Origin of the sequence: Shewanella eurypsychrophilus, assembly GCF_007004545.3 — a bacterium.
GTDB lineage: Bacteria > Pseudomonadota > Gammaproteobacteria > Enterobacterales > Shewanellaceae > Shewanella > Shewanella eurypsychrophilus.
The window spans coordinates 5277159-5289556 of the sequence record NZ_CP045503.2 but is presented as its reverse complement, the minus strand read 5'-3'; the positions used below and the strand labels follow the sequence as shown (position 1 = coordinate 5289556).

The 12398-nt window shown below is 43.2% G+C and carries 12 protein-coding genes; all 12 read left to right on the top strand.

Annotated elements, in window-relative coordinates:
* Positions 1–4 precede the first annotated feature (4 nt).
* The 12 genes from FM038_RS22640 (at position 5) to FM038_RS22585 (ending at position 12237) form a co-directional block, all read left to right on the top strand.
* The gene (locus FM038_RS22640; protein WP_142873724.1) at positions 5–1225 is read left to right on the top strand and encodes a type II secretion system F family protein; all 1221 of its coding nucleotides are present in this window, start codon (positions 5–7) and stop codon (positions 1223–1225) included.
* A gap of 110 nt (positions 1226–1335) precedes the next feature.
* A complete protein-coding gene (locus FM038_RS22635; RefSeq protein ID WP_142873725.1) occupies positions 1336–1824 on the top strand; it encodes a hypothetical protein in 489 nt (162 codons plus the stop codon).
* A gap of 130 nt (positions 1825–1954) precedes the next feature.
* Positions 1955–2560, top strand: a complete 606-nt coding sequence (locus tag FM038_RS22630; protein ID WP_142873990.1) for a pilus assembly FimT family protein — start codon at positions 1955–1957, stop codon at positions 2558–2560.
* Positions 2561–2655: 95 nt separating this feature from the next.
* Complete coding sequence (locus FM038_RS22625) at positions 2656–3159, top strand: type II secretion system protein (protein ID WP_142873726.1); 504 nt, start codon at positions 2656–2658, stop codon at positions 3157–3159.
* Positions 3160–3173: 14 nt separating this feature from the next.
* Positions 3174–3677: a type II secretion system protein gene (locus FM038_RS22620; protein ID WP_142873727.1), complete on the top strand. Its 504-nt coding sequence runs from the start codon at positions 3174–3176 to the stop codon at positions 3675–3677.
* 179 nt (positions 3678–3856) lie between these two features.
* A complete protein-coding gene (locus tag FM038_RS22615) occupies positions 3857–4354 on the top strand; it encodes a pilus assembly FimT family protein (protein WP_142873728.1) in 498 nt (165 codons plus the stop codon).
* Positions 4355–4486: 132 nt separating this feature from the next.
* The gene (locus FM038_RS22610; protein WP_142873729.1) at positions 4487–5008 is read left to right on the top strand and encodes a type II secretion system protein; all 522 of its coding nucleotides are present in this window, start codon (positions 4487–4489) and stop codon (positions 5006–5008) included.
* A gap of 210 nt (positions 5009–5218) precedes the next feature.
* On the top strand, positions 5219–5674 hold the full coding sequence (locus FM038_RS22605; protein WP_142873730.1) for a pilus assembly FimT family protein: 456 nt from the start codon (positions 5219–5221) through the stop codon (positions 5672–5674).
* Entirely contained in the window at positions 5664–6272 is a 609-nt protein-coding gene (locus tag FM038_RS22600) for a type II secretion system protein (RefSeq protein ID WP_142873731.1), read from the top strand. The genes FM038_RS22605 and FM038_RS22600 overlap by 11 nt, the downstream gene beginning before the upstream one ends.
* On the top strand, positions 6272–7111 hold the full coding sequence (locus tag FM038_RS22595; RefSeq protein WP_142873732.1) for a PilW family protein: 840 nt from the start codon (positions 6272–6274) through the stop codon (positions 7109–7111). The genes FM038_RS22600 and FM038_RS22595 overlap by 1 nt, the downstream gene beginning before the upstream one ends.
* Positions 7101–7577: an MSHA biogenesis protein MshP gene (locus tag FM038_RS22590; protein ID WP_142873733.1), complete on the top strand. Its 477-nt coding sequence runs from the start codon at positions 7101–7103 to the stop codon at positions 7575–7577. The genes FM038_RS22595 and FM038_RS22590 overlap by 11 nt, the downstream gene beginning before the upstream one ends.
* Positions 7570–12237, top strand: coding sequence for a DUF6701 domain-containing protein (locus tag FM038_RS22585; RefSeq protein ID WP_142873734.1), 4668 nt, complete (start codon positions 7570–7572; stop codon positions 12235–12237). Before FM038_RS22590 ends, FM038_RS22585 begins: the two co-directional genes overlap by 8 nt.
* Positions 12238–12398: the final 161 nt, after the last annotated feature.

The following is a 12398-nucleotide window of genomic DNA, read 5'->3' as shown; positions in this document are numbered from 1 at the left end:
GTTAATGGCAGTCTATAAATACCGTGGGCGCGATGCTCAAGGACAGCAGGTGACAGGGGTGGTTGATGCCACCTCCGAAAGTGCGGCTGCCGATCAGCTTATGTCCCGTGCGGTGATCCCTTTAGAGCTCAATGAGACTAAAGAGAAACCTGACTTCTCATTAGCCGCCATTTTTAGACCTAAGGTTAGCCTTGCCGAACTGCAAATTTTTAGCAGGCAGATGTACTCATTAACGCGCTCTGGGATTCCTATTCTGCGCGCGATTGCTGGGCTATCAGAAACAACACACTCACAACGTATGCGAGATGCACTCAATGATATCTCCGAGCAATTAACATCGGGGCGACCACTTTCATCGGCGATGAATCACCACCCGGATGTGTTCGATGCACTGTTTGTTTCTATGGTTCACGTGGGTGAGAACACTGGTAAGCTTGAAGATGCTTTTATACAGCTGTCTGGCTATATCGAGCGTGAACAAGAAACCCGTCGCCGTATTAAGGCGGCAATGCGTTACCCCACCTTTGTCTTAATCGCCATCGCTATTGCCATGGTGATATTAAATATCATGGTGATCCCCAAGTTTGCCGATATGTTTTCTCGCTTTGGTGCCGACTTGCCTTGGGCGACAAAAATCTTGATTGGTACATCGAGTGCGTTTGTTAATTATTGGCCCGCCATGCTGGTGGGACTTATTGCCACCTTTATCGGTATTCGTTATTGGCACAATTCAGAAAAAGGTGAGAAGCAGTGGGATCAGTGGAAACTGCATATTCCTGCCATAGGTAGTATCATCGAGCGCTCTACACTATCTCGATATTGCCGCAGTTTCTCTATGATGCTCAGTGCCGGCGTTCCCATGACCCAAGCACTAAGTTTAGTCGCCGATGCGGTAGATAATGCCTATATGCATGACAGGATCGTCGGTATGCGTCGAGGCATTGAATCTGGTGACTCTATGCTGCGAGTATCGAATCAGAGCCAGTTATTTACTCCACTTGTGTTACAGATGGTAGCCGTAGGTGAAGAGACAGGGCAGATCGATCAATTGCTAAACGATGCCGCCGATTTTTATGAAGGCGAAGTGGATTACGATCTAAAGAACCTTACCGCCAAACTCGAGCCTATATTAATTGGCTTTGTCGCCTGTATCGTACTGATCTTAGCACTGGGTATTTATCTTCCTATGTGGGATATGCTCAATGTTGTTAAGGGCGGGTCTTAGTGAAATTGATAATGAACATCAACTTAGCTGTAGATGGTGGGATATGTTTAATGTCGTCAAGGGCGGAACTTAGGTGAGAATGGCTGATTTAGATAAAGGTTTTAAATAGTATGCAGAGTCAGCAACATGCGGACGGTGAGTTACTGCAAGTCTTTGGTAAGGTGATTGCTATCGTTTTGCTGCTGACTTTGCTGAGCGTTTTGGGATTTCGCTATTTTGGCTCAGTGAATAATATCAGCGCACAAGGTTTAAGAGTCGATCATACTCGTTTACTCAATGTCCTTGGTATGGTGAAGGCCCAGTGGCTAGCACAGGGTCGCCCTGATGAGATGCATCTGAGTTGGGATTCTGCTGGCACAGAATATGCGACTTCAATTGTTAAAATGAGCTCAGGGGGCTGGCCTCTGCCGAATCAAGCTGACTCATCGGGTTGTGAACAACTCTGGTATCAGCTTTTAGGTCACGATACATTGTCTCAACAGCTTGTATCTAAAATGAGCGCTGAAGGAGATGTTTGTAGTTATATTGCTAACAACTCCGATCGGCTTGGTTATCAGTTGATATCTGGCCATGTAATTTTTTTGACTAATGACAAATAAGTGAGAAAATAGAGCTGTATCATAGGTTTCTAAAATTCTGTGAACTGTTAGAATTGTAAAATAAGATGTGGGGGCTTATATGAATAAGCAGATTGAAAATCAAATGAAATATCAGTTTGAAGGTCAAAATATGCCAAATTATAGAAATCGTCAGCAAGGGTTCTCGTTGATCGAGCTTGTGATTGTCATTGTGATCCTCGGTTTGCTGGCCGCCACCGCCATTCCACGTTTCCTCAATGTCACTGATGATGCGGAAAACGCTAGTTTAGATGGCGTTTCTGGTGGCTTATCTACTGCGGTTGGTTTTGTTCGCGCCCAGTGGGAAGTTGATGGTCGAAACAATAGCACTGTCATTTTAGATGGGGTTGAGATTGCATTAGATACTCGATTTGGATATCCAACCGGATTAACGAATACCAGTGCAACTTCAATGAGCGACACAAGTTGCCAGCAAGTATTTAATAGCATATTACAGAGTGCCCCACGTAATGTTATTTACACAGAAGATGCACGTAACCAAAGATACACTGTAAAAGTGATAAAGGGTGTTGGGATCCCATTGATTGATTTGAATGGCAATGAGGTCGGCGTCGGTGATTTATGTGTGTACCATCAAGTGGCTTCATTAAAGCTAGAACCTTCTGATGGTGTCGCAGATCCAGTGCCTGACTTAGATGTAGGCAATGGCATCACCTATAACCCAGGGACTGGCACAGTAGTCAGTTTTACAAATTAGATCTGTAATAAGCTCTTTAGCATTGAACAGTAAATGAGTTTTAGTCGTTTTCTCTTAATTGAGTCATAACTTTAGTTATATAAAGGTAGTAAAAAATGAAGCAGCAAAATGGTTTTACGCTAATTGAATTAGTGGTTGTTATTATCATCTTAGGTATTCTTGCTGTAACAGCAGCACCTAAGTTTATTAATCTTCAGTCAGATGCGCGTGAGTCAGCCCTGCAGGGGCTTAGAGGAGCAATGCAAGGCGCTAATAGCTTAGTTTATGCCAAGGCGGCAATAGACGGTAAAGAAACATTATCAACAACGGGTTGGGCTGCTGATGATGACGATGGACTTGATATTGGAGCAGAAGATCTTGCTGTAACAAATTTCGGTTATTTACAGGCGGGTGCTGACGAACTCAATAATGCAATTGATGCTGAATTTGGGACAACTAACACAGAGTGGATAGTTGGTACTCCTTCAGGGACACCTTTAGCCATTATTATAAACCAGGCTGGCGCTCCAAATGATAGTAATACTTGTCAAATTACTTATACGGAAGCCGAAAGCACATCAGTGTTACCTACATATGTAATTGTTGATACAGGCTGTTAATTAGAGGATTGAAAATGCAAAAACAAAATGGTTTTACGCTAATTGAATTAGTGGTTGTTATTATTATTTTGGGTATTCTAGCAGTAACTGCGGCGCCTAGGTTTATTAACTTGCAGTCCGATGCTCGCCTATCAACCCTTCAGGGCCTTAGAGGGGCGATTCAAGGGGGAAATAGCTTAGTTTACTCCAAAGCTGCTATTGCTGGTGATGAGCGTGCTGATACAGCTGCTGTGACTATTGCAACTGGAGTTAATGTTAATGTTGCATATGGTTACTTACTAGCTACACAAGTGGATCTTGCTGCTGCACTTGATATTGATTTTGTTAATGAATGGGTTGTGGATGCTGTTACCGCTAGGTCAGTAGGAAATCCAGCAACCCCAAGCAATGCAACGCCTGGCACAATCACATTACGTCAAGCCGATGCACCAACAACATGCACAGTTATCTATACTGAGGCTATTAATGGTAGTGATACACCTAACTTTAGTGATTTACCTGATGTAGATGATTGCTAATTATTGAGTAATCGAAAAGGCCTGCTTAGCAGGCCTTTTTTGTGCCTGATAAAATGATAATTTCCCTATATATATACTATTCATCCTGCTATCTGGGTGTTACATTATTGTTAATTGGTTATTTCTTTGACTAGAATTAAATTAATATTGCATGGAAGCGTAAAATGAGGTGAAAGTGTATGGCTATAAATAAGCAGCAAGGGTTTACCCTGATTGAGTTGGTCGTGGTGATTATCATCTTAGGGATCTTAGCGGTGACAGCTGCACCTAAGTTTATCAATCTTCAGGGCGATGCTCGTCTGTCGACATTAAATGGCTTTAAAGGCGCGCTGCAAGGTACAAACTCTTTAGTCTATTCAAAAGCTGCTATTGGTGGTGATGAAAAAAAAGCTTCAGGTGATTGGGTGGGTACTGATGGAGTTGATATTGGCTCTAATGACTTAGCGGTAACTAATTTTGGATACCTACAAGCTGACATCGATGAGGTCGCTAACGCGATGGATTTTGAGGCTGCTGATTGGCAGATGGATGATTCTGGAGGTGTGTTAAAGTTTGCGCCCGTAAACGCACCAGCAGATACCTGCCATTTTACCTATGTACCAGCGGCTGATGAATCGACGTCACCAACTTATCAGCTCTATACACCGACAGGAAGTGACGACCCCTTCGCCTGCTAATTACTCGTTGAGTGCAGCTTGGAGAAGTGACAGCTTGGTAAATTAGCTCGTATATCTCCTTTTATACTATTTAATAAATGAGTCTGGTGTTACATTATTGTTAATTAGCGTTTTTTAGCGAGGATGAGTAGTATGAATAGATTTAAACTGCAGGGGTTTACCCTGATTGAACTGGTCGTGGTGATTATCATCTTAGGCATTTTGGCTGTTACGGCAGCGCCTAAGTTTATTAACCTTCAGTCTGATGCTAGGGAGTCAACACTTAGTGGTATGCAGGCTGCACTTCAAGGAGCTAACGCTCTCGTTTACTCTAAGGCTGCAATTCAAGGACTGGAAACAGAAAATAATCAGGATGTTGAGCTGGAAGATGGTGTAGATATTGAGCTTAGTTATGGTTATATCAAGAGCTTTGGTACTGAAGCGACAACGATAACAAACCTTGAACTTGCTTTGGATATGCAGTTTGAAGAGTTAACTGGTAATGGAACGCTAGCAACCGAAGATTGGGGAGTCCGATCAACAGGCTCTACAATTATTTTCGTACCAAAAGGGAAGGCGTCAAATGGAGACTGCCGTTTAGATTATACTGAGGCATCTGAAAGTAACGATGTGATCACTCCACCGGACTACGAGATTATCGAAACAGGTTGTTAATTTTTAGCCGCTAGTTACAGTTAGTTATTATCATTGAAACCTCTAGCAAAAGCTGGAGGTTTTCTTTTTAAGCGATGCAATACTACTTGAAAGAGTTAGATTTTCCTATTTAAGTCAATAGTTAGTATATACATATGAACTATCAGGATTTTTTGTCATACTCACTACTGAACAGCGGAGTGTTAATCGATTTAATTAAACGGTATGCAGATGAGAAATAATGCCGGCTTTACTCTGGTAGAGCTAGTGACCACCATAATGTTAATTGCCATCCTTGCTGTGGTGGTTTTACCACGTCTGATGACCAGTTCCAGCTATAGTGCCTTTACCTTGAGGGACGAATTTATTAGTGAATTGCGCAAGGCTCAGTTGATGGCGATGAATAACCAAGATCGTTGCTATCGAGTCGATGTCGACGCCAGTGGTTATCAGTTACGTCGATTCGATAATCAGACCTGCAGTGGAACGAACCGAACGGAAGCTAAACAAGCATTTTCGGGAGGCGCTAGTTTAACGCGAGCATCTGATAGTAATGATACCTTCAATGTGAGTTTCGATACCGCCGGGATCTCCAGTATGGGCTGTAGTGGCCCATGCATCAATGTGATTGCCGATGAGACCTTGCTGATCGATATTGAGAGTCAGGGGTATATTCATGGCCGTTAATCCTCCAAAGAAAACGATAAAACTGCCAGATTCACTTTTAGCATCAAAAAGGTTTATTGCTAAAGGGCGAACTTCGAAAGGTTTCACATTAATCGAATTAGTCGTAGGCATAGTGGTGCTAAGCATCGCCTTGGTCTTGCTGACTAGCATGTTATTTCCTCAAGCCGATCGTGCAGCTGAAACCTTGCATAGAGTTCGCTCTGCCGAGCTCGCTCACTCGATACTTAATGAGATCTGGAGTAAACGTTATGATCAAAATACTAATGCTAATGGTGGAGTGCCAGCTTGCGGTGCGGAGCCTAGACCTGAGCTAGGTTTACCGGCTGGAGATGTCTGCACGCTACCTGTCAATTTTGGGCCAGACGCCGGTGAAAACCGCAATAGCTTTAATGATGTCGATGATTATCATGGATTAAGCCAGACAAGCTTGATGCTTAATTCAGCTAACACCTATGCGAGTGAATACCCTAATTATCAACTTAGTGTCACGGTGACTTATGTTAATGCTTCCGGTATAGACACTAAGTTAATCCGTATCGATGTCACCACACCTAATAGTGAAGTGATCACTTACAATGCGGTTAGGAGTAACTATTGATGCTGGGCTTAAAAGAGGTGAGGTCATCAGGTTTTACCCTGGTTGAGATGGTGATGGTGATCATTATTCTTGGGGTGTTAGTGCTTGGTGTAAGTAGTTTTGTCATCTTGGGGACGCGCATCTTTGTTGAATCAACTTCGGTAGACCAAGTGCTGAGCCAAAGTCGTTTTGTTATGGAGCGCATGACCCGAGAGATCCGCAATGCGGTGCCCAACAGTTTACGTGTAACCAATAATCCAGCAACATTTCAATGTATTGAGTTTGTGCCCATTCAGGGAAGTGCATCATATTTGGATATTCCGATTGCTCCAGCAGCTTCCGCATTAACAGCAACTGTGATGATCCCCTCTCAAGGCATAAATCCAGCTCAGCAAATGCTGGTGTACCCTCTGCTGCCTGAACATATCTACTCAGCTACACCCATAGCGACAGAAGGGCGTTTATTGGATATTGCTAGCTTTGCTGATATAGATACAAACACAACAACTATCACATTTGATAGAGCCGTTCGCTTCAGTGAAGCCTCACCACGTTCTCGGTTCTTTATGGTGCGTAACGCAGTGAGCTATTGTTTCTTTGCCAACGGTAATATTAGGCGTTACAACAGTTATAATATGTTTAGAGTCACTCAACCCACCCCAGACCAAATGGGAGGCGATGCAGCAAGTGCATTAATGGCAGAGAGTGTTGTGATAAGTGATACGTCTCCAATCTGGCCAATCAGCTATACCCCTGGTACGTTAAGTAATAATGCTGTAGTGCAACTGACTCCGCAATTTGCAGTTAATGAGCAAGCGTTTCAATATCAACACCAAGTGCAGGTGGTCAATGTCCCTTAATATGAATCGACGTACCCAGATACCTTTTCAAAGGGGAACAGGCGGTAGCCTTGCGAATCAGCAGGGCAGTGCACTAGTGATTGGTATTTTTGTTATTACAGTGATGTTTTTGATGGCATCAGCGTTGATCAATGTACTCGAAGATGCCGATGAGCAGGTGAACCTTGAGGTGTGGGGAGCTCGTGCGTTAGCGGCTGCAAACTCAGGTGCCGATAGCGCATTGGCTCAGTTGTTTCCACTTGATGCGTCTGCAGCAACTTGCGAAGCTAGCAGTGATTGGGATGTGCCTAATGAGCCTGGTTTTCATGGCTGTAGAGTCGCTTTGACCTGTAACGCCAGTGTAGTAAATACGGTAAACCATTATCGCATCACCAGTACAGCAACCTGTGAAACCGGCGATTGCACTAACAATAACGGAAACTGCCTAAGAGTTAACCGTCAGGTGGAGGTAGAGGCCCGTGATTAATAGCATTAAGCATTCATTTGCAGTCGTAATACTGTTCATTTTTTCAGGGCTGCTTGCGCCTGTTGAGGCTACCGATTGGAGCAAGACTTTCATTGAAGGGGTCAATTCCATAGATAAGGATGGAGAGATAAAATTTGAAAGCTCTGCCAGACTCAATAATGCTCCAGAAAACGGTGAGCTACCGGCCAAGAAAGTTGAAGATAAGGGTAAGGCTTGTTATCCCAGTGGCGAAAGTGCTATTGAATGTATAAAGTCGAATAAACTAGCTAAGCTCCCGGAAGACAGGGTCAGCTTTTCACAGTGTAAATCCAACAGTAATAACAACATTGGCCCACCAAGCCATGGAAACCCGACAATTGATATTTCGCAAGGTGAATACGGCGATGTTAAGTTAGAAAATGGATCCGATAGAACCATACGCTTCACGACTCCAGATGGTATTTATAAATTAAAAACCTTGCAGGCTAAAAGCGGTCGTTTAGAGCTATCTTCTGGTCAGTATTGGATTGGTGACTTAGAAATAAATCATGGTGTTACTGTTGTTTTCCCTGCTAGTGGCACGGTCAGCTTTTTTATAAAAGGTGGCTACGATATAGAAAATGATGACTCCCCCTCAGATCCTACTCGTTTTTTAATTTATTCCTATGATGATTTGAAGCTTATGGGTGGGGTGAACCTCAATGCATATCTAGTTGGTGAAGATGATGTCTTATTAGAAGGAAATTCAACGCTCAACGGTGCCGTTGCAAGTGAAGATATTGAGTTAAAAGGTGGTGCTGTTATTAATTTTATCAGTCGAACAGATGAAATTAATGTGGTTCCAAATTGTGATGCGACTGTGCAAGATGCTAATTTTCAGTTCGGCAAGGCAGCGTCTGGCACTGTCATATTTGAGACCCCATTTGCAGCAGGCGTAACCCCCTTGGTTTTTGTTATGCCGACAATCACCAACGATGATCCCAATGATAATGATGGGCCAGCATCGGTGTTTCTTACCAATGTGTCTAATACTGGCTTTAGTTGGAGTAAGAGGGAGCCAGTAACTCCTTGGTGGCAGCCTGATCTTCTCTCTCAGCCAATGGCTGAAGTTCATTGGGTAGCGACAACTGCAGGAGAGCATCAATTTTCGAATGGCACTAAGTTTGAAGCAGGATTTAAAAATACAAAGGATGTGCTCTATAAAAACCTTGGTAAATACAAGAAAGTATCTTTAAGCCAAAGTTATGATGTGGTGTTAAATCAAATTCAATCATCAGAGAACAACTGCTGGTTAACCAGTACGGTAACACGAGATGATGATGATGATATTTTTATTGGCATGGATGTGTCTGAAGTTGTTGATGCTGGGTCTGGCAATGGTTATGGTAATAAGTATTGCCAACCAGCAGATATCAAACTCAACAGATTAAAAAATGAGAAAGTTGCGTATTTAGCCTTAGAAAAGGGAGTGGGTACGATCTCTTTGAATGGCAAAGATGTGCAATATCATTTTGGTAGTGACATTTGGACTTTGCCCTCAGGAAGTGTTGGAGATGCTGACGATCAGTGTGGTTACCCTCGCCCCCTTATTGGTTTTAATCACCCACCGACTTTCGTAGCAGGCAAGCACTCTAGATATGGTAATAACGGTGGCTGGTTAAGACGTTGCGTATTGACAAAAAACACAGTCAGCATGGTTGTTGATGAAGATCTTTATCAAGATGATGAAAGAGATCATACCGCGGAGCAATACGGGTTTGTAGCACTAGAGATTATTGATGATACTCCAGAGTTAGAGTGCTTTAATGATGACTTTAATCGTGATGACTTAGGTGATGACTGGGCCATTAAAACACTGGGGAGTTCAACGTCTCCAGCGATAGCTTCTCAAAGGATGCGGATCACTCCTGCGCGAGGAAATCAGGCAACATCGAGCACTTACCAGCGCTTATTTCCAGCAGCAGATAATTTTGTACAGGTAGAGTTTGATTACTTTGCTTGGTCTCCTCAAAGTGGTACGGGTGGAGATGGTGTAGCCATAATTCTATCTGACGCATCGATCACGCCACAACCTGGAAGTTTTGGTGGTGCATTAGGCTATGCTCAGCGAAACAATGGTACAGCAGGATTTGCTGGAGGTTGGATAGGCGTAGGGCTAGACGAGTACGGTAATTTTTCTAGCCCGAATGAGGGTAAAGTCGATGGTCCCGGATTTAGGGCTCAATCTGTTGCTATTCGTGGTTCGGTAAATTCAGGCTATATGTATTTAGCGGGGACTAAAGCTAATCTAAATCCAGCTATTGATGTTAGAGGGACCAATACCGCTGAGCCTAACCATAGATACAGAATAACAGTAGATTCAACAGAGGTTGGACAGGCACTGGTGTTGGTTGAACGAGACATAAAAGATGGCAATGGCTTTCAAATATTGATCCCAGAATTTGATGCCAGAAGTATCACTGAGCAAGGGGGAGTTCCTGAGGATTTTTACCTCTCCATTACAGGTTCTACTGGTGGAGCGAATAATAACCATGAGATTGATAATTTCCAAGTTTGTGCTTTGGCTTCAGACCCTGTGGGTCAGCTTGTTCACCATTTCGAGTTTGATTACTCAAGTAGTCCGCTAACGTGTAATGCAGAAGAGATGACGATTAGAGCCTGTCGAAATGCTGAGTGTGATCTATTTACTGACCCTGTTATTGCGACCTTGTCCCCTGCAAGTATGGCTAATGGTGGCTGGGTTGGAGGTAATACGGTTAACCTGCTAAATGGTATTGCTAAAGTGAGTTTACGATCAAATACAGACGACCCAGTTACCATAGGCGTCTCTAGCTCGTCTCCATCAACGGTCGCTGGGAGCGATACCTTATGTAAACAAGGAGCGGGTCTACTCAATACAGCAAGCTGTACTATCTCATTTGCCGCAAGCGGTTTTATTTTCGATATTCCTGATGAGTTTTCAAATAAACCAACGACAGATATTTTGGTGAAAGCCGTCAAGCAGGATGATGCTGGACAGCAGTGTGTCCCCGCATTTAAAAATACGGCAAAATCACTCGCTTTCTGGAGTGATTATGTTGCCCCATCTACAGGTACTAAAAAAGTCTCTGTTAAGTCCGGTTCGACAGAGGAGATGATCGGAGATACTGAGGCAACAGCTAGAGCTATTACGCTCAATTTTGACAGTAATGGTAAGGCAAAAATCGATGTTAATTATGCCGATGCAGGTGAAGTGCAACTCAATACACGATACACAGGAACGGCTGATGAGTCGGGTCTAATTATGGATGGTAGTGACAAGTTTGTGCGCCGACCTATAGGCTTATGTGTTGAATCTGAAGCCTGTACAAGCTGTAGCGTTACAAGTACTAAATATAAGCGAGCTGGCGAAGCGTTTGATATTACCGTAAAAGCCATGGCGTGGCAGTCTGATAGTGATGTTGATATCTGTAGCGGTAATATCATTACACCTAATTTCACCCACAAGAATATGATGCTATCCCACAATCTTATCAGCCCCTTAGCTGTCGATGGGGGAGTAACTGGATCACTTGGGTTAAGTGAATACGAGCAAGCAACGGGTGAGCAGGTAATTAAACAATCTGTGTCAGAAGTTGGAATTTTTACCTTCTCGGTAACACCTAAAGTCGGTGGGTATTTTGGTTATGATATCCCTGGGGCTACGACAGAAAATATGGGAAGGTTCACCCCCTATTATTTGAGTGTCACAACCGTGGATCCCGAGCCACTACCAACTTGTGGCTCGTTTACCTATATGGATGAACCTTTCCTGTTTAAGACTGGAGCAGAGCCAAGGTTGCTTGTTATTGGTAAGAATAAGGATGGTAATGAGACTAAAAACTACCAAGTTGAGGCTTGGTGGAAATATATAAATCAATGGACTGGACGAAGTTTTAGTAACTTAGCTGGGTCAAGTTTACCCGTATTAGAAGAAATTGACTCAGGATCTCGCTCAGTTGTATTTCTTGATGGGGTTGCTGGCGGAGCAAGGTCGGCTTATTTGCAAGATGGAACACTTAGATACAGACGCACTTCAACGCCTGTAGCCCCCTTTGATGCATTATTTGAGCTTAGGCTATCAGCCAATGATCTAAAGGACATTGACGGTATCTGTTATCAAGAAAGTGCAACCTCAGCTGCTTGTGTTGGGATCACCTTTGAAGAGGTGGCATTGGGAGATGATTTTGAACTTAGGTATGGTCGACTGGTGCTTGAAAATGGTTATGGTCCAGAAACTGAGAGCCTACGGATCCCCATTCGAACTGAGTATGTTACTGAGGTAAGTGGGCCAACTTGGGTTGTGAATAGAGAAGATGGTTGTTCCGTTTACAATACTGTCTCTTCATCTGACACTGGTGAGACGGTGACAACAGGATTGAATATGACCTTTCCTACGGGGTTCCCGGCTTTAATTGCTTATAGTAATCCTGGATTAACTCTACAAGGTAGCACCACTCAAGGTGGTGTAAATCAGATCTATTTCACTGTGCCCAATGCAGCCGGTATCGTCCCGCTAAAGCAACATGTTCAACCTTGGTTAAAAGGCTATTGGAATTATGATGGTAATAATGCCAATGCTTTATATGATCCAAGAGCCAGTGCCTTCTTTGGGACATATCGAGGTCATGACAAGGTGATCTACTGGCGGGAAGTGAATTAGCCTCAAGGTCACACCTAGAGTCAATACTCTAGGTGTGTGGCTGCGACAACTACACAGCTGTATATATTTCTTTTTAAGGTATATTTTCTTGAATTTAGAGCCTAAATGCCTTCTTTCTTATGATATTGAAAAAAAAGTCGCTTCATTAGCAAATGTTAACC

Excerpts from the sequence above, each read along its gene's own strand:
- FM038_RS22640 (WP_142873724.1), top strand. The coding sequence starts at position 5 with ATGGCAGTCTATAAATACCGTGGGCGCGATGCTCAAGGACAGCAGGTG.
- FM038_RS22635 (WP_142873725.1), top strand. The coding sequence starts at position 1,336 with ATGCAGAGTCAGCAACATGCGGACGGTGAGTTACTGCAAGTCTTTGGT.
- FM038_RS22630 (WP_142873990.1), top strand. The coding sequence starts at position 1,955 with ATGCCAAATTATAGAAATCGTCAGCAAGGGTTCTCGTTGATCGAGCTT.
- FM038_RS22625 (WP_142873726.1), top strand. The coding sequence starts at position 2,656 with ATGAAGCAGCAAAATGGTTTTACGCTAATTGAATTAGTGGTTGTTATT.
- FM038_RS22620 (WP_142873727.1), top strand. The coding sequence starts at position 3,174 with ATGCAAAAACAAAATGGTTTTACGCTAATTGAATTAGTGGTTGTTATT.
- FM038_RS22615 (WP_142873728.1), top strand. The coding sequence starts at position 3,857 with ATGGCTATAAATAAGCAGCAAGGGTTTACCCTGATTGAGTTGGTCGTG.
- FM038_RS22610 (WP_142873729.1), top strand. The coding sequence starts at position 4,487 with ATGAATAGATTTAAACTGCAGGGGTTTACCCTGATTGAACTGGTCGTG.
- FM038_RS22605 (WP_142873730.1), top strand. The coding sequence starts at position 5,219 with ATGAGAAATAATGCCGGCTTTACTCTGGTAGAGCTAGTGACCACCATA.
- FM038_RS22600 (WP_142873731.1), top strand. The coding sequence starts at position 5,664 with ATGGCCGTTAATCCTCCAAAGAAAACGATAAAACTGCCAGATTCACTT.
- FM038_RS22595 (WP_142873732.1), top strand. The coding sequence starts at position 6,272 with ATGCTGGGCTTAAAAGAGGTGAGGTCATCAGGTTTTACCCTGGTTGAG.
- FM038_RS22590 (WP_142873733.1), top strand. The coding sequence starts at position 7,101 with ATGTCCCTTAATATGAATCGACGTACCCAGATACCTTTTCAAAGGGGA.